At 40.7% G+C, this 20,586-nt stretch carries 18 protein-coding genes and 1 tRNA gene; 15 read left to right on the top strand and 4 right to left on the bottom strand.

The features are described 5' to 3' along the window. The first annotated feature begins 66 nt into the window (after positions 1–66). From CWC17_RS14140 to CWC17_RS14100, 9 genes are all read left to right on the top strand, one after another. Positions 67–143 (top strand) — tRNA-Arg (locus tag CWC17_RS14140). A 291-nt stretch (positions 144–434) separates the two neighbouring features. Then, positions 435–1,610 carry an exo-beta-N-acetylmuramidase NamZ family protein gene (locus CWC17_RS14135; protein WP_138613573.1) on the top strand — a complete coding sequence of 392 codons (1,176 nt, stop codon included), beginning with the start codon at positions 435–437 and terminating at the stop codon, positions 1,608–1,610. 9 nt (positions 1,611–1,619) lie between these two features. Then, the gene (gene pbp4b, locus CWC17_RS14130) at positions 1,620–3,281 is read left to right on the top strand and encodes a penicillin binding protein PBP4B (protein ID WP_138613571.1); all 1,662 of its coding nucleotides are present in this window, start codon (positions 1,620–1,622) and stop codon (positions 3,279–3,281) included. A gap of 186 nt (positions 3,282–3,467) precedes the next feature. After that, a complete protein-coding gene (locus tag CWC17_RS14125; RefSeq protein WP_138613569.1) occupies positions 3,468–4,844 on the top strand; it encodes a Na+/H+ antiporter NhaC family protein in 1,377 nt (458 codons plus the stop codon). Positions 4,845–5,065: 221 nt separating this feature from the next. Then, entirely contained in the window at positions 5,066–6,088 is a 1,023-nt protein-coding gene (locus CWC17_RS14120; RefSeq protein WP_138613567.1) for a LysM peptidoglycan-binding domain-containing protein, read from the top strand. Positions 6,089–6,102: 14 nt separating this feature from the next. Further along, on the top strand, positions 6,103–6,960 hold the full coding sequence (locus CWC17_RS14115; protein WP_138613565.1) for a hypothetical protein: 858 nt from the start codon (positions 6,103–6,105) through the stop codon (positions 6,958–6,960). 202 nt (positions 6,961–7,162) lie between these two features. Further along, positions 7,163–7,873: a hypothetical protein gene (locus tag CWC17_RS14110; protein WP_104643284.1), complete on the top strand. Its 711-nt coding sequence runs from the start codon at positions 7,163–7,165 to the stop codon at positions 7,871–7,873. A 211-nt stretch (positions 7,874–8,084) separates the two neighbouring features. Next, positions 8,085–9,827, top strand: coding sequence for a potassium/proton antiporter (locus CWC17_RS14105; protein ID WP_138613563.1), 1,743 nt, complete (start codon positions 8,085–8,087; stop codon positions 9,825–9,827). 333 nt (positions 9,828–10,160) lie between these two features. After that, positions 10,161–11,516 carry an AlbA family DNA-binding domain-containing protein gene (locus CWC17_RS14100; protein WP_138613561.1) on the top strand — a complete coding sequence of 452 codons (1,356 nt, stop codon included), beginning with the start codon at positions 10,161–10,163 and terminating at the stop codon, positions 11,514–11,516. Between the two features lie 55 nt (positions 11,517–11,571). Here the strand turns inward: CWC17_RS14100 and CWC17_RS14095 are convergent, their stop codons facing one another. The 3 genes from CWC17_RS14095 to CWC17_RS14085 are packed head-to-tail and all read right to left on the bottom strand — an operon-like array spanning position 11,572 to position 13,398. Beyond that, positions 11,572–12,195 (bottom strand): hypothetical protein, encoded by a 624-nt coding sequence (locus CWC17_RS14095; protein ID WP_138613559.1) that lies wholly within the window; start codon positions 12,193–12,195, stop codon positions 11,572–11,574. Next, positions 12,182–12,748, bottom strand: coding sequence for a sigma-70 family RNA polymerase sigma factor (locus CWC17_RS14090; RefSeq protein WP_138613557.1), 567 nt, complete (start codon positions 12,746–12,748; stop codon positions 12,182–12,184). The genes CWC17_RS14095 and CWC17_RS14090 overlap by 14 nt, the downstream gene beginning before the upstream one ends. Positions 12,749–12,762: 14 nt before the next feature. Then, positions 12,763–13,398, bottom strand: coding sequence for an energy transducer TonB (locus CWC17_RS14085; RefSeq protein ID WP_138613555.1), 636 nt, complete (start codon positions 13,396–13,398; stop codon positions 12,763–12,765). A 145-nt stretch (positions 13,399–13,543) separates the two neighbouring features. Between CWC17_RS14085 and CWC17_RS14080 the strand changes: the two genes are divergently transcribed. Beyond that, positions 13,544–14,050 carry a DUF3087 domain-containing protein gene (locus CWC17_RS14080; RefSeq protein WP_138613553.1) on the top strand — a complete coding sequence of 169 codons (507 nt, stop codon included), beginning with the start codon at positions 13,544–13,546 and terminating at the stop codon, positions 14,048–14,050. A gap of 34 nt (positions 14,051–14,084) precedes the next feature. Further along, positions 14,085–14,534 carry a low molecular weight protein-tyrosine-phosphatase gene (locus CWC17_RS14075; protein ID WP_138542220.1) on the top strand — a complete coding sequence of 150 codons (450 nt, stop codon included), beginning with the start codon at positions 14,085–14,087 and terminating at the stop codon, positions 14,532–14,534. A 45-nt stretch (positions 14,535–14,579) separates the two neighbouring features. Here CWC17_RS14075 and CWC17_RS14070 read toward each other — a convergent pair whose 3' ends face one another. Next, positions 14,580–15,692 carry an energy transducer TonB gene (locus tag CWC17_RS14070; protein ID WP_138613551.1) on the bottom strand — a complete coding sequence of 371 codons (1,113 nt, stop codon included), beginning with the start codon at positions 15,690–15,692 and terminating at the stop codon, positions 14,580–14,582. 329 nt (positions 15,693–16,021) lie between these two features. Between CWC17_RS14070 and CWC17_RS14065 the strand changes: the two genes are divergently transcribed. The 4 genes from CWC17_RS14065 to alaS all read left to right on the top strand — a co-directional run bounded on the left by CWC17_RS14065 (position 16,022) and on the right by alaS (position 20,586). Continuing rightward, the gene (locus tag CWC17_RS14065; RefSeq protein WP_138613549.1) at positions 16,022–16,645 is read left to right on the top strand and encodes a GTP cyclohydrolase II; all 624 of its coding nucleotides are present in this window, start codon (positions 16,022–16,024) and stop codon (positions 16,643–16,645) included. A gap of 80 nt (positions 16,646–16,725) precedes the next feature. Further along, positions 16,726–17,514 carry a BPSS1780 family membrane protein gene (locus CWC17_RS14060; RefSeq protein ID WP_055020335.1) on the top strand — a complete coding sequence of 263 codons (789 nt, stop codon included), beginning with the start codon at positions 16,726–16,728 and terminating at the stop codon, positions 17,512–17,514. After that, complete coding sequence (locus CWC17_RS14055; RefSeq protein WP_055016553.1) at positions 17,514–17,966, top strand: regulatory protein RecX; 453 nt, start codon at positions 17,514–17,516, stop codon at positions 17,964–17,966. Before CWC17_RS14060 ends, CWC17_RS14055 begins: the two co-directional genes overlap by 1 nt. A 19-nt stretch (positions 17,967–17,985) precedes the next feature. Next, on the top strand, positions 17,986–20,586 hold the full coding sequence (gene alaS, locus CWC17_RS14050; RefSeq protein ID WP_138613547.1) for an alanine--tRNA ligase: 2,601 nt from the start codon (positions 17,986–17,988) through the stop codon (positions 20,584–20,586).

Here is a 20,586-nt window from a genome sequence, read left to right as displayed (position 1 = left end):
AATCCTCCTGCGCCCACCACTTTTACACACTCTAACTTAGAGTATAAACAAGTAACTAATGAAAGTGGGCGCATAGCTCAGCTGGATAGAGTACCTGGCTACGAACCAGGCGGTCGGAGGTTCGAATCCTCCTGCGCCCACCACTTTCATAGATAAGCCGACATTAAGTCGGTTTTTTTGTGCCTGAATTTTGAGAAAGCTTTCAGCTATCAGTTAAGCCAAGCAAACACCCCTGCTAAAAATTTCAGCGTAGACGTAAAGCTTGCTCACGTTAGAAGCGCAGCGCCTCTTAACCTCTTTGTGAATCATTAGTCTTAAAAAATAACAGCACAAAGAGAAGTAAAAGAGGAATAAATGAGAAGCCTAAAACCATTCACTGCTCTTTAGCTTAAGCTGTGGTATTTTAAACAACTAGTTTAAAAGGATCTTGCTGTATGTTTAAAGCCGTATTTATCACCTTTGTATTATTATTTAGCAGCTTATTTAATGTAAGCGCTAAGCAAAGCGAACCGCAAAATTTACCCGTTGTTGGCGCTGCTCAATACAAACATTATTTGCCGCAGCTACAAAATAAACGTGTTGGGCTTGTGGTAAACCAAACATCACTTGTTGCTAACACGCATTTAGTCGATGCTTTACTCACTAAAAATATAAACCTAACTAAAATTTTTGCACCTGAGCATGGCTTTAGGGGCGATCACGATGCCGGTGCCCATGTTAAAAATGCAGTTGATAGCAAAACCGGTATCCCGCTTATTTCTATTTATGGCAAAAACAAAAAGCCAAGCGCCGAGGCCCTTAGCAATGTAGATGTTATTATTTTTGATATTCAAGATGTGGGCGTACGCTTTTATACCTACATAAGTTCTATGCATTACATGATGGAGGCCGCAGCGGAGCAAGGTATTGAATTTATTGTGCTTGATAGGCCAAACCCCAATATTGCCTACGTTGATGGGCCCATACTTGAGCGCGAATTTAAATCGTTTGTAGGCATGCACCCAATCCCCGTGTTGCACGGTATGACGGTAGGTGAGCTTGCTAAAATGATCAAAGGCGAAAGCTGGATCAATAAAACGGATGATTTAAAGCTTACTGTGATCCCGGTTGATCATTACACGCGCTCAACATCCTATAGTTTACCTGTAAAACCCAGCCCTAACTTACCGAACGATCAATCAATTGCGCTTTACCCGTCGCTGTGCTTTTTTGAAGCAACGCCTATAAGTATTGGCAGAGGCACCGACTTTGCGTTTCAGGTAATGGGCTATTCGCCCGTTGCGCTTGGGGATTTTAGTTTTACTCCACGCTCTATTAAAGGTGCAGCTGCAAACCCTAAATTTAAAAATATCACGGTAAAAGGGCTCGATTTACGCACAGCAGACACGCGCGGGCTTGATTTAAGTTACTTGATTACGGCTTATAATCAATTATCTAAAAATAATATTACCTTTTTTGAACGCGCTGATTTTATGGATAAACTGGCTGGCACTAATAAACTACGTTTAGCTATTGAAGCAGGGCAATCAGAGGCACAAATAAAGCAAAGTTGGCAGCAAGGGCTTGCAGCATTTAAAAAGCAACGCGCGCCATATTTACTGTACAACTAAGGGTTATAAATGGCGTTAGTAATAAACACAACAACAAGCACCTATTTTAAAGCCACCTTATTAGCAGTTACGGGTCTTTTACTTGCAGCGTGTAGTAGTAACAAGGCTAATAATTTTAAAGAAAGTGAGCTTAAACAAAGTAAATTAGTAACGCTTCCAAACGCCCAAGTTATTGCCACTTTTCCTGAGGCTAACCCAAGCAGCCGTGAATACGTAAATAACCGTGGCACATTTAAAGCGTACAAAGGGCGAGGGCAGTTATTAATTCAAAATAATAACGCGATAAGCGCCGATATTTTTATAAACAACCAAAAGCTTAATATTACCAACCAACTCGCCGAGAATACTTTATATGAGTATTCGCTCGCAAGGCGCACTCATAATGGGGTTAATACCTTTAAGGTTGAAAATATTAAGCCTGAAGGCGCAAGCCTTACCTTACGCTTTGAGTTTCCTACATTAAATACCGCCGCGCAAAGTAATATAGACTTTAGCCAAGTAGATGCCCTTATTGAAAAAGACATACAAGCTGGTTTTCCGGGGGCGGTATTAGCCGTTGTTAAAAGTGGCGAACTCATAAAGCTTAGCGCCTATGGCGATGCCAAGCAGTACCAGCAAAGTGACTTAATGCTACTGCGCCCAGAGCCAATGCAAACACACACTTTGTTTGATTTAGCATCTAACACCAAAATATTTGCCACTAACTTTGCCCTAATGAAACTAGTAAGCGAAGGGCTTTTAAATATAAACAAGCCCGTGCAAAGTTATTTACCCGAATATAAAGGCGATGGCCGCGAGCTGCGTACAGTAAAAGACTTACTCACACATACCGCGGGTTACCCGCCGGTGTTTGATTTTCATCGAAAAAGTACTAAAAATGGCGAGGCGTATTTTTCACAAAATAGCCAAACCACAAAGCAGCTGTTACTGACGCAAGTACCGCTGAGCAATAGATACCCCGCACAAGCCGTTTACTCCGATATTGATTACATGATTTTAGGCGTACTAGTTGAGCGTATAACCGAGCAACCACTTGATGACTACCTAGAGCAACACGTTTACGCCCCACTAAAGCTAACCAATACGGTGTTTAACCCACTTAAAAAGGGCTTTAAACGTGCTGAATTTGCAGCCACCGAGCTTCGCGGTAACACCCGTGATGGACGTATTGCCTTTGATAATATTCGCACTAATGTTTTGCAAGGCGAAGTGCACGACGAGCGGGCATTTTATTCGTTTGATGGCGTAGCAGGGCATGCGGGTTTATTTAGTAATGCACCCGATTTAGCGGTGCTTTGCCAAGTGCTATTAAACCAAGGTGGTTTTGGTAATACCCAGTTATTTAGCGCATCAACCTTAGCGCAGTTTTTAACGCCACAATTAAACAACGAAACCTACGGCCTAGGCTTTAGGCTCGCAGGTAACAACCAAGCAAGGCGTTGGCACTTTGGCCCTTACGCAAGCCCACAAGCGTATGGCCACACTGGTTGGACGGGCACAGTTACGGTTATTGATCCAACCTACGATTTAGCCATTATTTTATTGACCAATGCGCGCCATACACCAATAAAAGGCACCCAAAAACACTACCAGTTTTTGGGCAAACAATACGAGACCGCGCAATATGGCTCGGTAGTATCGCTCATTTACGAAGCACTACTAAATCAATAAATTATCGTTTAGGTTAAAACGGCCTAAGTGCAGTGCCTTAAGTGATTTATTTGCAGGTGACTTAACTAAGCCAATCCATTAAGCTAAGCGGTTTACAAATTCAGGCCATATTTTTAAAACGGCCTGCAAAATAAGCGTTTCAACGTGAATAAGCGAACGCACTTCGCTATTAATAAAGGTTAATTTATGTCTTGGTATTCTATATTACCGCCGCTCATTGCTATCGCCATCGTGTTTTGGCGCAAAGAAGTAATAATGGCACTTTTGGTGGCTGTGGCTTCATCAGAACTTTTACTCGCTATGCAAGGCGAGGGTAATACCTTATTTGCTACATTTTTAAATACCATTGAGCGCATAATATCGGTAGCCAGCTCGCCAGGTAACACCCGCATTTTAATATTTAGTATTATGATTGGTGCCTTACTGGCCTACATTCGCGAATCAGGTGGCGTAGCAGCCACCGTTAATATGCTAATGAACAAAGGCATAGCAAAAAGTAAGCGCCAAGTTGGCTTTTTAACCATGTTTACCGGCATCGCGGTGTTTATAGAATCAAACCTAAGTGTATTAACCTCAGGTATTGTATCGCGCGGCTTGTTCGACAAATTTAAAATGAGCCGAGCGCGCCTTGCCTACATTATTGACAGTACCAGTGCGCCGGTATGTATTTTAATATTGCTTAACGGCTGGGGCGCATTTGTGCTGGGCTTACTTGGCAATTACGAGCTAAGCGAATCGGCTGTGTCTATTTTATGGGGTAGCGTAGGGTATAACTTTTACGCCATTATCACGCTAGTTATTGTGTTTTACACCATCGCGTTCGATAAAGTGCACGGCCCAATGAAAGACGCCGAGCAAAAGCTAGAGCTGCAAAAAACCGACCTAAAAGAAGAAGTAAAAGGCTCTAAAGCGCGCTTTATGCTAGTGCCACTGCTTACCTTAATTGTAAGCATGGTAGGCTTTATGTTTTACACTGGTAACGGTGTATTAGCAGAAGGTAGCGGCTCTAAATCGGTATTATACGCAACGGTGCTTGCTATTATTGTTGCCTACGTTTTAATGATCAGCTCGCGCCAATTTACTCACCATCAACTCGTCGACACCGGCTTCAAAGGCATGGGCGAGTTATTACCATTGGTGAGCATTGTATTGCTTTCACTTACACTGGGCGCAAGCTTAAAAGAGCTAGGCACCGGCGTATTTGTTGCGTCATTAGTTGGCGACTACTTACCTATTTACTTAATTGTACCTGTGCTGTTTGTCACCGGCGCGGTTATGTCGTTTACTACGGGTACATCGTGGGGCACATTTGCCATACTCATCCCTATTGGCGTACCACTTATTCAAGAGCTTGGCCTACCGCCTTCACTTGTAGTAGGCGCTATTTTGGGTGGTGGTATATTTGGCGATCACTGCTCGCCTATATCCGACACCAGCGCCGTATCGGCACTCGCCTCGGGGTGTGATTTGCTCACCCACGTTAAAACACAGCTACCGTACGCGCTATTTGGCGGCGCATTGACGTTTATAGCGTACTTAGTAACAAGCATAATTGTGTTATAAACGCATTTTAGAATACGACAATTCCAAACACTCAAAAGCCTGCTTAATTGCAGGCTTTTTAATATTATACAATGCTTAATTAAACTGAAATTATAGATGAATATCAGTTTAATTAATATTATAGATGAATATCATCCAATAGAGTTAAGCTAAATTGACATGGTGGGTTTGTCCTCGTATATTTATGCCCATAATGGAATTTAAATATATTAGGAATAAAAATGGTAAAGGAATACATTGTAAAAAAAGGTGATACATTATGGGATATATCTTCTAAGCACTTAGGGTCTCCAATGGAATGGCCTAGGTTATGGAAGTTTAATAACCGAAAAGAAGTTGTGGCTATTACTAATAAGCCTATAACTAATCCCGACCTAATTTATCCAGGGCAAAAAATACTCATACCTTCTTTAGATATTTCTCAAATTAAAATTAAGCAAAATGCCAGAGCATTTAATACAGTTAATGAGTCTTCACAAAAACAACTCCCTAAAATCACTTCGCCAATTTCATTAAGCTATAAGTTAGATGATATAAGACAACCTCCAATTGTACTCCCTAATGCTATAGTGGAAATTAAAATGTCAGGTAATATTGTTTTATCTAGTGTAGATAAATATCCTGTTAATTACGTAGTTAACGATAAAAAATTAGAGGCGACGGTTACATCTCAAGCTAATAAAGCTTTTGGAGCATTAATTAGTGAAACAAAATTAGCTTTCGACGAAAAAACTAAAAAGCTAACGCTTGGAACTAACATTGTCTCTAAGAGTACTACTCCAAACAGCCCAACTACATCACTGGGAATTGAAGTCACATCAAATTCACCAATACCAAAATTAAAATATGAAGTGCAGCTCCCTCAATTGAAAGGAAAAATTAATCAATTTAACTATATAGCTGAAAAAGTGTCGTTTGTTTTAGAAGTAACATTTACGGGCTCAGATGGTAAAAGTGCTAGAGAACATAACCCTGACAGTAGTGTATGGGATAAGCCTTTAGCTATAGGACTATTTGCTGGAGCTACATTAATTGTTATTGGTACTTTAGTAGAAGATTACGTCACATTAGGTGCAGGAGTCGCTGATGATCCCGCTAGTTTTGCTGCAGCTGCAGGGATGACCGCGAGGGGAGTTGTATTATGGGGTTCTGCTAGAGCAGTAGTTATTCCCGCTGTATTACCCGCAGTTGTTAGGTTTAGCACTTCTATAGTCCCAGTCGCAACACTTAGACACGCCCATTAAAAGAGGTTTATTTAGTGAGAATATTTTCAATTGTTTTTTTATTTTTTCTCAGTGGATGTACTTATTTAGAAAGTGCATCAGAACAAGCTAAGCGCTTAAGTAAAACATACCAATTAGATATCCGAGCTGGCGATACTCGTTTATTTTTCCCTGAACAATTTTTAGGAATTGAAGGCAAGCCGCCTACACTTGAAATGCAAAGCACTTCTTTGGAGGATTCTTCAGAGTCACTTGATGGCATTGAAACCGCGTTGGAGGTTTATCCTGAAGGTTTTGTTTCCAAATTTATTAATGCTATTTATATTTCAGGGCCTATGCTTATTGAGGGGGCTGAAGCGGGGGGAACATATTCAAGAAATTCTATAATATTATCAAATATCTCAGATAAGAACGGTACTAACTTCAATTATGAAAATTCGTTACGGGGAGTTCATCACGAGCTTAGTTCTTTAATTTATTTACGCTCCCCTTTTGTTAATCTTGCATGGCAAGGTCTGTTGCCTGAAAGTTGGAGTCCTGCTTCCTCGAATTATGAGGCTTTAACGCAAGATAGAAGTATAGGGCCTGATTATGAAAATGGATTTTTGTCTACCTACGGTAAAACTAATATTGAGAACGACTTTAATATTTTCGCCGAATTTGCTTTTTCTGAGCCTGAAAAGCTACGAGACCTTGCAGCTAAGTATCCAACTATAGCTAAAAAGCTGAGTTTATTTATTACTGCATATAAGCAGGTTCTTCCTGAATATCAGCAGGGCTTCGAAGAGTATTTCACTAATACGGGTTTAAGCGATGTTGCTATAAAACCTGATAATGTAGAGATTACAATCCACAGTGATTTTAGTAATATTAAGCCTCAAATAATTCACTAAGTAAATTTAGTAAAGGGCTTATGTTTTACATATAGTCATGGTTCATACTTAAGATACTCCTCTGTTAAAGAAGCATAAATCGAATACTCTGAAGCAGCTTTTTATGTACCTTAAATCATTGTAATAGTAACTTGTCTGGATTTCTCTACGTAACTTTAAATGATATGATTTCACCAATTAAATAATAAATAAGGACATTTTTATGGATATTATGATTGGTCAGCAAGCTCTTAAAAAGAAAAATCAGCTAACTCAGTTATCAGAGCGAGCAATCGGTCGAGACTTCAAAGAGCAAGCAGCATTAGCTATACAAATGACTCAATGCAGTGCAGCTGTTTATAGGAGGTTACAGCGCACTTACAAATCAACTGTAACGCCACGAGATGAAAAAAGAGTTAAAGCCGGAGGCTTGAGTACACAGTCAGTAACTTTTTCCACAAGTAATAATAGCCAAAAATCTTTTAATAGCTTACTACCTGCAATGCGTGGTGGGAGAGCCGCACCAACTAATACTTCCAAAACATCCAATGATGTTGCCGTTGCTTCTAATCAACCACAAGCAGTTAATTTGTTAGCTTTATTACACCCTGTAATAAGTAGTGATATTATGAAAACAGGTAACGCAGTAGAAAAAACAGCTACTATATTAGGACTGGTCACAACTACAGTTGGTTTTGTTGTTCCTGGAGGTGGAGCAGTATCCTCTATTGTTAGTTGGGTAGGTAGTGGCGCTACTTATTCAGGTTTCACTATGTCAAGAATACGTCCTGATGCGCCGGATAGAGCCTATCATCAATTAACTAACTACATTACGTGTTTAGCGGCTTGGAATAAAAAAGCTTGTGAGCTAATTGATATAGCAGATCCAAATGGGCAATGGACTTTTCGGGATATTGAAAACGGATTCTCATAGAGTTAAGGCTGAAAAGACAGGTTTAAATACTTAAGGTGAGGACTCAACTAAATAAAAAAAAGCCTGCTATAACGCAGGCTTTTTTGTTTTAAATATGCAGGTAAGTACCCGTATTTATATTTTTTAGGTTATTGTATAGCATGAGCCTTAAGCTTTTTTAATAGCTATAAATTCTTACTTTTTAACTTATACAAGGCTGTAAACCCACACTATGTTTGTAATAGATAATATCATTCTTGTTAGTGCCATTTTAATTTTACTAGGGGTTATCTCGAGCAAGCTATCTGCGCGCGTTGGCTTACCCGTGCTGGTGCTATTTTTACTGGTGGGCATGCTTGCAGGTGAAGACGGTATTGCCGGTATATCATTCGATAACGCAGAGGCTGCGCATGCTCTGGGCACGTTAGCACTGGCTATTATTCTATTTGATGGTGGGCTACAAACGCCAACCAGCTCTATTAAACAAGTGTGGAAACCTGCTTCGGCTTTAGCAACGGTCGGGGTGCTTTTAACGGCTGTAATTACCGGCCTTGTCGCTACTTATATTTTAGACTTACCCGTATTACAAGGCGTTTTGCTGGGCGCTATTGTGGGCTCTACAGATGCCGCAGCCGTATTTGCACTTTTACGTAGCGCCGGTATTCACTTAAATAAAAAGCTTAAATCAACCCTTGAAATAGAAAGTGCCTCGAACGACCCAATGGCTATTTTTTTAACGGTTGGTTTGCTCGAAATGCTAGTGAACGACATGCCAATAGGGCTGGGTTTACTGCAGTTATTTGCGCAGCAAATGGGTGTAGGCGCTGTGTGTGGGTTTTTAATTGGTAAAGTATCGGTGTGGTTTATTAATCGAATTAAACTAAATGCATCGGGTTTGTATTTAGTGATGGTAACGGCATTTGGTCTGCTTTCTTTTGGCCTTTCCGCAACGCTTGGTGGCAGCGGGTTTTTAGCTGTATTTATAACGGGTGTTATTTTAGGTAACAGTAAATTTGTATATAAACGTGGTATTTTCCTGTTTCATGATGGCTTAGCCTGGCTTGGGCAAATAACCATGTTTGTTGTATTGGGCTTGCTTATTAACCCATCGTCATTGGTCAACGTATGGTTAGAAGGGTTGTTAATTGCACTGGCCCTTATTTTTGTTGCTCGCCCATTAGCTGTTGCGCCTATTTTAAAACTGTTTGGCTTTAATAATCGCGAAACCTTGTTTGTATCTTGGGTGGGCCTTAGAGGCTCAGTACCTATTATATTAGCTATATTCCCGCTGTTGTTTGGCCTCTCAGGGGCTGAGCTTATTTTTAATGTTGTTTTTTTCGTGGTGTTAATATCAGCCACATTACAGGGCTCAACAATGCCTTGGATGGCTAAAAAACTAAATTTAGTCGAGCCACCACCTGATTTAGCAGCTGCAACGCTCGAAATTACCGCACTAAACGATATTGATATAGAAATTGTAGAGTACACGCTAAGTGAGGTTTCTCGCGTTTCTGGGCGCAGTTTGTCACATGCTGCACTGCCAGAAAGTGTAGTTGTAGCCATGATCACACGAGGGCCTTCAATCATACCGCCACGCGGCTCAACTAAATTAAAACCAAACGATCATTTATTTGTTGTTTTAAAACCAAATAACAGGCCGTTTGTAGACTTAGTTTTTACAGCAACCGATAAAACAAACCATCAAGATAGCCACCTAGCGCATAACGAACTTAAAGTGAAAGGGGTCACCTTGGTAGGAGACATATTTTACTCTTACCACATGCACATAGATGCCCCAGAGGACATAAGCCTAGAAGAGGTAATCAACCAAAAACTCGGTGAAGAGGTGACTAAAGGCTCAGTGGTTGTTATTGGTAATGTTCAACTGCGCGTTATAACCATGGTACATACACGTATAGTGACCATTGGCTTAAAGTATTTGAGTAATCCAGAAAAGCGACTTTTAAAGCAGTAATCATTAACAATGATTTATTAAATGGTGACAGCACATTTATAGCGGACGTAGGTTGGGTTGAGTGACACGAAACCCAACAGTTCTCCAATGCAATGAGCACACTCAAAGCTAAGTAAGTGTAGTGTTTATTGTAGGCGTACAGCTTGCTGGCGCGTCGGGCGTTAGCCCGCAATTTAATATTTATAATAGACTTTATAAATGTTTGTTAACCCATCATAAAACCATAAATAATAAATTAACGATAAAAATATCTCGACTTTGTTATTGCCTATAAGTATTAATTCAGTATGAGAAAATTTATGATATACATATAAAAAAGTTAAGGAAGACAAATTGCTAAATTACTCATATTACCCATTTAAGAATAAGTTAGATAATTTAAATTATACTGATTTAAAGAGGCTAGAGCAGGTTGCCGAAGGCTGGTACATTGATTATAAACGCCAAGGATTAAAAATAATTGACTATGCCAAGCATATTTCAGGTTTTGCAAATCAATATGGAGGTTGGTTAATTATTGGCATTGATGAAAGTTCTAATGGTAAAAGGACTGCTGAGAAGTTCTTAGGCGTTTCTTTAGATGAGGTAGAAAAAATATCTACCGAACTCAGAGAGGCTATTTCAGCTCATATTAATCCAGAAGTTTTATATGAAGAAAAAGTGTTTTATGGTCCATCACCTGAAATTGGACTAGATGAGGACAAAGCTATTGTAATTGTCGGTATTCCGATGAGCCATAATACGCCACATATACACTCATCAGGAAGAGTCTATAGGCGGTTAGCAGATCAGTCTAAGCCAAAAGAGGAAAGTGATAGATATATTCTTGATGAACTGTGGAAAAGAGGTGAAGCAAAAAAAAGATCGGTACTTGAGTTTTTAAATAAACTTCCTGAACTTCCCGCCTCTCAGTCAGAATCACAGTGGGCGCACATATTTATTAAGCCTTCGGAAAGTCAATTACCTCCCTCAAAGTTATTATCTTTTGATGAGTTTTCCAAGTTTACTACTAATATTGATAAAAGTATTAAGTGTATGTATGCACCTATGCAATCTGTATCTTCTACAGTTGATGGCTTTATAGCTAGACAGATACATAATAATGATCCAAGTTTAGCATCTTTAAGTATACGTTGGTGGCATGATGGTTCTGTTAGGTTTGATATCCCTTTAAATGGTTATAGCTTGGAAGAGTTGGTGAGTAGTACTAAAAATGAACATGCTTCAAAGTTTTATAATATTGCTATAGGCACTGGTTATAAAGATTTGAAAGTAATTGATTACTCAATATTCAGTACAGCTCTTTTTAGCCTAGTTAACGTTTATTTACATATATTAAAGTTACGTGGAGATAAAAGGGATTTTTACTCTTCATTTAATCTAAAGAATATTTTTTACACTTCACCTTATATCGATTCATTAAAATTTATTGAAAGAATAAAAAAGCTTTCCATACCATTAAATACTGACAAAGATATATCTTTTCCTGTTGAACCATCCGAGAGAACAATGATAAAGCACAGTAGCCCTTTCTATAGTGGTAGTGATATTGTTGAAGAGGATGGTTTTCCTAAAGCCTCAATTGAGTTTTCGATTAAGCTGATATACAAACTGTTTAATTCTATTGGAATCGTCAATAATATTGAGGACTTTATAGATGACAAAAGCATGCTTTCAGTAAAAAATTAAATAGTGATACTAAAAATTATTACAATGGTAATTTTTCTTAATTATCATTGTTTACCTAAACCCCACATTGCCTAACCCCAGCACCCGCATGCTTAAGTGCAATAATCTGCCCTTTGCCATTATGTGCCATAGCGAGCATATCACCGGTATTTATATTACTTTCTACCGCGTGCCTTCCCTTTAAATCACTTAATAATGACTGCTTAATTTGTACCAGCACTTCGTCATTACAGCTGGCTATGTACCAGTCGTTATCGACCTTTACGAGCGTGCCGTATTCTATGTGGCGTTGTTGGTGTAGGCGTAAGTTATTGGCATGTTGAGTATCGAGTGCATGTTTTTGTTCGGTGATGGCGCTTGTATAACTGCCTGATGGGTTTATTTCGTGGGTTTTTATAATTGGGTAGTCGTGAATGTCTATAGTCTTAAATGAGCTGTTAAGCGCTGTTTTCGGCGCGTGATCAATGCCGTTACTGCTATCAAACACAATAAATGCAAACACGCCTAGTGCACAGGCAAGGCTTGCAAGCTGTAGTGTAAAGCCGAACTTTTTAGGCTTTGTCCGCGTGGCTTTATTAAGTAACGTTTTTTGCTGTGAAGCAGTGAGCGTAGTGCGTGTTTTTCGCTCTTTATAGTGTTGTGTGAGCTTTTGGTCAAACTGCTCATCAGGCTTGTTCATTGTTTGCTCCTAATAAACGTTTAAGGTTTTGTTTGGCATAGCGCAACCGCGTTTTTACGCTTTCATGGTTGCTTTGGGTTATAAGCGCTATGTCGGTAAGGCTAAAGCCTTCTTGCTGTAAGGTAATGGCTTCGCGTTGTACAAAGCTTAGCTGTTTAAGTGCACTATCGAATGCCTGGTAACTTATATCGCTAATGCTACTACTTTGCTCATTCTGCTGCGCGGATAGGTGGGTGTTTTCGTCAAGTTTTACAAAGCGCTGCTGTTTGCGGTATTCGTCTATGAGTGTGTTGCGTGCGAGCTTAAATAACCAGGCTTTTGGCGTGGTTTGCGCTTGGTAAAGGTGGCGTTTTTCAATTACCTTTAGCCATGTTTGTTGGCTTACATCGTATGCTAAATGCGTATTAGATTGCGTTACTAGGTAGTGATATAAATCGTTACTGTATAAGGCAACAAGCTGCTCTAAGTGGCGATTGTCGCCACTTTTTGCGTAACTTGCCATGCAATCCTTGCTTGGCGTTTCAAATAACCATGACTTAATACTTAGTAGCATAGGCGTTTAGTCCGTTAAATAGAGTTATCTAATTTAAAATCGAGCTGTACAGTTTGATCTGTTTGTAATTGTGCCACACCTTCTATTACTTTGGGGCGATATTTCCAGCGTTTAATAGCTCTTATTGCTTCGCGGTTAAAAGTGCGTTTTGGCTCTGCGTTTATTACAACTGGATTTATTACTTCGCCGGTGGGCGAAATACTAAAGCTAAGTTGTACCCAGCCTTCAATGCCATCGCGAGCAGCAGACGTTGGGTATTTAGGGTTTATACGCACTATTGGCGTTGCATCTCCCGTAGGGCGGTTAATGGTGCTATTTATATCATCACCAAAATCGTCAATAGTGACCGGCATTACGTCGTTTATAGCAATTACAGGGTCGTTTGCGGTATCTATGGGTGGTGCCTTAGGCGGTGTTTTTGGCACCGGCGGTGGCGGCTGTATTTTTTGTATATGCCTTACTTGTGAATCCTCTGGTGCCTGAAAAATCTCTACAATAATATCGCCGCCGGGTTTAATCGGTGCGCGCTGCTCGCCAGATATTAAATATTGCATAAACGCAAAAGCCGCAAAGGTCATTACTGCACCGCCAATTACGGCGGTTGATGTTTTAATAAATGCTGAGTTATTAGGTACTTCAAGTGTGTGCATAAGCCGCTCCGAGTAAACTTATTTGGGTTATTTAAAAGCTATAACGGAGGGCAAATCAAAAAGGGGTTAAATAATTTTATAAAAATTGCGGGGTTTAGTTACAATAGCGTTTTGTATTCTTTTACTTATAAACTTTTAGGCTGTTATGCAACTCATACAAATAGATAAAGCACGTTACCGTAAGCATTTAAATCGGGTAATTGCAGGTTGTGCAGCGGGTTTAGCTGTTGGCAGCTTGGCTATATCGCAAACATTAATTGCGCTATTTCCTGATGAAAGCGGGAGCCATTTTCATTGGAATTTAACCGGTGTTGTTATAACAAGTTTGGCCATTGGCTGGCTGTTAAATAAATACCGTACCCATAGTTTTATGACCGAAGTAGTGTACGTGTGGGAGTTAAAACAAGCGCTTAATAAAATAACCCGTAAAATGCCAAAACTAAAAGCGGCAGGGCGCGAGGGCGATGCCGATGCACTGTTAGCGATTCATTATAGTTATGCGGGCTCGCGGCTTTTATGGCAGCTTGACGATAACACCATTACCATGGACGAGTTAGCGATAAAACAAGCGGAGCTTGATAGTGTGGCGGCCAAGTATAACCTGACTTTAAATGCCGATGACTATAACGAGAGTATATTAAAACAGTTTTAAAGCCTAGGTTATTAAATTAGCGAAAGGAGCTCTAATGAAAAAAGTACTGATAGTGTGTTTAGGTAATATTTGCCGCTCGCCAACAGCAGAGGCGGTGTTAAAAGCGCGTGCTAAAAAATTAGGTGTAGAGGTAAAAGTAGACTCGGCAGGGACTATTGGCTACCACGAAGGTAAAACGCCAGATAGCCGCTCAATGGCTGCGGGTGAAAAACGCGGTTATAGCTTTAAAGGAATTTTTTCGCGCCCAGTACGTACTAGTGATTTTACTGAGTTTGATTTAATTTTAGCGGCCGACACACAAAATTTAGCTGACTTAAAAGCGCAGTGCCCCACCCATTTACATTACAAGCTGGCATTGTTTTTAGAATACGGCGAGCAAAGCCAAAGCGCCATACCCGACCCATACTACGGCGGCGATGACGGCTTTGAAAATGTGCTTGATTTAATAGAAGCCGCCAGCGATAAAATACTCGCAAAGCTTTGAATAAAACTACCTGAACAAAAAAGACGCGATTTAATACCTTGCGTGTTATCTGGCTATTTTAAAGTCGAGCTGTACTTGCGTGCTTGCAACAACGGGTTGGCCGTCTTCAAACTTTGGTGCATAACGCCACTTTTTAAGTGCGCTAAGTGCCGACCTTTCAAACTCTTTACCCCCTTGTGAGCTGACTACCTCTGGGTTTTTAACAAAGCCTGCGGTATCTACGTCAAATTCAACAACCACTATGCCGTCTCGCATTTGGCGCGCTTTGTTTTGTGGGTATGTTGGGTTTTCACGGTATATAGGCGTTTGCTCTTGTGTTTCTTTCCACGGCACCATTTTAGCAATTGCTAAACAATGCTTAGTGGCTTGTTCGCTTTGGCCTGTTTTTTCGTAAAGGTTAACTAGCTTTGAGTGCGCAGTAAGCTCAGCGCTGTGATCAAAGCTTAAGTTGTTATCAAATACCGATACAACATGGTTTAGTCGTTCAATGGCTTCATTGTATTTTTTCTTACCTTGAGCAAATGATGCCATTAAAAAGTCGGCTTTAATGCGCTCTACGGTGTTGTCGTCTAAGTTGTTACGGTAGTAGTCATCGGCTTGGTTAAGCAGTGTTTTAGCTTTATGGTATTTTTTATGGGCAAATTTTTTGGCTAGCAATGAGGCTGCTTCAAATTGCATGTCGGCAACAAATTTAGGGTTGTTTTGTGTTTTAGCTATTTTAATTACACGGTCGTAATCGTTATCGGCTTGATAGGCTGAGTCAGTGTTTTCTGCTTTGCCAATTAGCGCATCAATTGTTTCTATTGCATTTTCACCGTGGTTACTTGCCAGTATTGAATAGGCTTGCGAGTACAGCTCGTAACGCATTTCGGTTACGTTTTTTTTGCTGCTTATTGTGCGTGGCGCTGTGATTGCTTTGGCATAATTAATAGCAAGGCTTGCGGTGTTATCGCTTTTGTCACCATAAAACGTAAGCCCTGTCGTGTAGGCTAATTTGGCAGCTTGTTCTATATTTTCATCTTTTTTAACAGCCGTTAAATAACTTTGGTATGCATCAGAAAAGGCGGCTTTATCATCGCTAACTTGGCTTGCAATGGTCTGTGCTGTAAAAGCAGTAAAGGTTAATCCAATAACTAAGGCGAGGTGTTGTGCTTTCATAATAATCCCTATTAGTGTTCAATCTAGAAACAAAATACCACAAATGAGAATAGTAGTCATTATTGTCTACGCGCTTTGCTTTTACATTAATAAGCTCAAAACACAATTGTGAAGTAAATTTAAAATAGCAAAGCAGAGTTTGATTGTCACCTTTTTAGGTAAGTGCAGTCGCTGTTCAAGGCTGTACTTTTATTACGAGTAAATATTGAAAACACTGGCTGCCGTCGCCATATATTTGCCATAAACTATGTTGTACTACGATCTAAATTTAAACGTTTGTGATATTATCACCTCATGGTGTCGTAGTTATTTAATTATTTGGATTTGTCGTGGCGCAAGTAAGAGCAAGAGCCCAGCTAAATGTTGGCAAAAATAGTGATATTCCCGCAGAAATAGTGTCTTTTAGTGGCTTAAAAGACGGCCAAGAACACGTTGCATTTGTGTTTAACAATGCCGACTCACAGCAGTCTGTGCCGCTTATTCGCATGCACTCTGAATGTTTAACCGGTGATGTGTTTCATTCATCGCGTTGCGATTGCGGCGAGCAGCTAAATGAGTGTATTGAAATGATGCACGAACAAGGCGGCGTGTTATTGTATTTGCGCCAAGAAGGCCGTGGCATTGGTTTATATAATAAAATTGACGCTTACGTACTGCAATCACAAGGTATGAACACCTACGAGGCTAACAATCACTTAGGCTTTGCCGATGACTTGCGTGATTTTTCGGATGCGGTATTAATGCTTAACGCACTTAATTTAAACCACGTTAAATTAATGACCAATAACCCTAAAAAGCTTAATGCATTAAAAGATGCTGGCATTGAAGTAGACACGGTTATTGGCACCCATGCGCACATTAAAGTAGGGCTTACAGGTAACAAAGCGTACCTAGAAACCAAAATTAAACACGGCGCGCATATGTTAGATATTAAAAAAATTAAAAAACCTTAACTATTTAATCATGTAGTGTCTGTTAATCCCCCCACACGCCAAGTTATACTTGGCGTGTTTTGTTTAATCTAAGAGCCAGTATGTCTAACGAATTACGAATTTTTAAAGCCGATGCCGGGCTAAAGTGGTTTAAAGCCGGTTGGCATATTTTTAAAACCCAGCCATTTACTTTTGTAGTTATGCACTTATTAATAGGCATAGTTGGCTTACTGTCGTTATTTTTACCTTTATTGCAAGTTGTAGCAGCTCTTGCTACGCCTTTTTTAACCGCCGGTTTTTACCAAGCGGTACTTAGCAAGCAGCAAGGCGGTAAAATTATGCTGGCCGACATACTTAAACCTTTTAGCGCAAAAGGAAACCGTTTAGGGCTACTACGTTTAGCGCTTTACCAAATGGGAGCGGGTATTTTAATGGCCTTGTTAGCCAATGGCTTATTTGCTGATGCCGTGGCTATTATGAGCCAAGAAGGGCTTGATCCTAACGTTGCGCTTGAGCAAACCTTAAATAGTATTTCGGGTGCAAGCGTGGTGCTATTTTTAGTGGCAATGGCGGTGTATTTAATGGCGTTTGCTTACGCGGTACCGCTTATTTATTTTAGTAAAGAAAAACGTATTTTAACGGCGCTCAAAAATTCATTATTAGTTTTTTACCATAACTTATTTGCGCTAAGTGTGTTTGGCATTATTTGTATACTATTTATGGCGCTTTCTATGTTCTTATCGTTCTTACCGCTGTTGATTTTAATGCCAATTTGCTACATTAGCTTTTTTGTATCTTATCAGGCTATTTTTATGCCAGTTGTACCGCCAAGTGACGACAGTAACATTAAGCCACTTAGCAGTGAACAAAGCGGGCGCTTTGACGCTTAATGGATGATAAGTTAAAACAAAAGCTTAAAAACTATGTACTGTGGTTACTTGGGCGCCAAGAGTATTCGCGCCGCGAGTTAACCTTTAAGCTTCAACAAAAAGAAGCCAGCGACGAGTTTATAGAAACCCTGCTTAATTGGTGTGAAGAGCACAATTTTATTAACGAGCAACGCTACTGCGAAGGGTTTGTTAGAAAACACATTTTTAAAGGCCATGGCTTAAAGCGCATTCAAAGCGAAGCCATAGGCAAAGGGATTGACCGTTCACTACTTGAAAGGGTGGTTGAAGAGCTTGAAATAGACTGGTTTGAGCTTGCGCAGGAAGCGTACAACAAAAAGTATTCCACTACACCGGCAAACCTCGAGTATAAAGATAAGGCCAAGCGCGTGCGCTACTTAATGTACCGAGGATTTAGCTACGATGAAATTGATTTTGCAATGCAAGCACAGTAAATACAGGTGAGATTTTCACATGCAGCACATGACTACGGCACAACTTAGGCAACAGTTTTTAGACTTTTTTGCCAGCAAACAGCACCAAATTGTCCAATCGGCTTCACTTATTCCGGGTAACGATGCCACGTTGTTATTTAACAATGCCGGCATGGTTCCTTTTAAAGATGTGTTTTTAGGCGCCGAAACTCGCCCTTACACGCGTGCTACAAGTGCACAGCGTTGTGTGCGTGCAGGTGGTAAACATAACGATTTAGAAAACGTAGGTTACACAGCGCGTCACCATACATTTTTTGAAATGCTAGGTAACTTTAGTTTTGGCGATTACTTTAAACAAGACGCTATTAAGTTTGCGTGGGAGTTTTTAACAGAGGTTGTTAAATTACCACAAGAAAAACTACTCGTTACTATTTACCACGACGATGAAGATGCATTTGGCTTTTGGCACAACGATATTGGCCTAAGCGAAGATCGTATTATTCGTATTGCTACCTCAGATAACTTTTGGTCAATGGGCGATACAGGCCCGTGTGGTCCGTGTTCTGAAATATTTTACGATCACGGTGAGCACATTTGGGGCGGTCCTCCAGGCTCGCCTGAAGAAGATGGCGACCGCTTTATCGAGATTTGGAACCTGGTATTTATGCAGTACAACCGTCAAAGCGACGGGACTATGGAGCCGCTGCCTAAACAATCTGTTGATACAGGTATGGGCCTTGAGCGTATTGCTGCCATTTTACAGGGTGTGCACTCAAACTACGAAATCGACTTATTCCAAGGCTTAATTGCAGCTGCGGCAAGTGTGACTAACGCACAAGACTTAAACGACAAGTCATTACGTGTAGTGGCGGATCATATTCGTTCGTGTGCGTTTTTAATTTCTGATGGGGTTATGCCATCAAACGAAGGCCGTGGTTATGTATTGCGTCGTATTATTCGTCGTGCAGTACGCCATGGTAACAAGCTTGGTGCACAAGGCGCGTTTTTCTACAAATTAGTAGCTGCGCTTATTGAGCAAATGGGCCAAGCCTATCCAGAGCTTGCAAAGCAGCAAGAAATTATCGAAAAAGTACTGCGCATTGAAGAAGAACAATTTGGTAAAACCCTTGAGCGTGGCTTAGCTATTTTAGAAGAAAGCCTAAGCGAGCTTAAAGGCGATGTTATTCCTGGTGACTTAGTATTTAAACTATACGACACCTATGGGTTTCCGGCTGACTTAACAGCCGATGTAGCCCGTGAGCGTCAAATGACAATAGACCATGCAGGCTTTGAAGAGTGCATGGCTGTACAACGTAAAACAGCGCAGCAAGCGGGTAAATTTGGTGCCGATTACAACGAGCAATTAAAATCAGAAAAACACACTGAGTTTAAAGGTTACGACAGCACACATCACAGCGCTACAGTAGTAGAAGTGTTTGCAAATGGTGAATCGGTTTCTATTTTAGAAGACGGCCAACAAGGCATTGTTGTACTTAACCACACGCCATTTTATGCAGAATCGGGTGGCCAAACAGGCGATACCGGTACAATTACTGTTGCTGGTGGCGAGTTTAGCGTGACTAACACTACTAAACTGGGTAATGCATTTGCACACCACGGTAGCGTACAAGGGCGTATCGCGGTTAACGATAAAGTAGATGCCACTATTGATGATGCACGCCGTGAACGCATTAAGAAAAACCATACAGCTACGCATATTTTACACGAAGCACTGCGCCAATTATTAGGTGAGCACGTAAGCCAAAAAGGCTCGCTGGTTGAGCCTGATCGTTTACGCTTTGACTTCTCGCACTTTGAAGCGGTAACTAAAGAAGAACTACGTGAAATTGAGCGTGTAGTTAACGATGAAATTCGCCGTAACTTTGCCCTGAACACTGAGCTTATGGCGATTGATGACGCTAAAGCAAAAGGAGCAATGGCGCTGTTTGGTGAAAAGTACGACGATGAAGTACGCGTAGTCACCATTGGCGATTACTCAATTGAACTGTGTGGCGGTACGCACGTAGAGCGCGCTGGTGATATTGGCTTATTTAAAATTGTATCTGAAAGCGGTATTGCTGCGGGCGTACGCCGTATTGAAGCAGTAACAGGCGCAGATGCAGTAGCCTATGTGAGCGAGCAAGAAAAACAGCTTAACGATGTAGCGGCGCTAGTAAAAGGTGATAGCGCATCGGTACTTGAAAAAGTAACTGCGCTTCTTGAAAAGTCTAAAGGCCTTGAAAAGCAAATTGCACAGCTTAACGATAAGTTAGCCAGTGCAGCAGGCGCGTCTTTACTTGATTCGATTGTTGAAATTAATGGCGTTAAGCTACTTGTGGCAAATGTTGAAGGGACTGAATCTAAAGCGCTTCGTGGCATGGTTGATGACCTTAAAAACAAGATTGGTTCAGGTGTTATTGCTCTAGGTGTTGCCAGCGGTGAAAAAGTGAGCCTAATTGCCGGTGTAACAAAAGATTTAACCGGTAAAGTTAAAGCCGGTGAGCTTGTTAACCACATGGCTTCTCAAGTTGGCGGTAAAGGCGGCGGTCGCCCAGATATGGCACAAGCGGGTGGCTCTCAGCCTGAAAACTTAAACGCTGCGCTTGAGAGCGTGACGGCCTGGGTAAGCGAGAAAGTTTAA

It is taken from the genome of Pseudoalteromonas sp. S3785 (assembly GCF_005887365.1).
GTDB lineage: Bacteria > Pseudomonadota > Gammaproteobacteria > Enterobacterales > Alteromonadaceae > Pseudoalteromonas.
The sequence above is the reverse complement of the archived record's forward strand: the minus strand, read 5'-3'. Positions and strand labels throughout refer to the sequence as shown.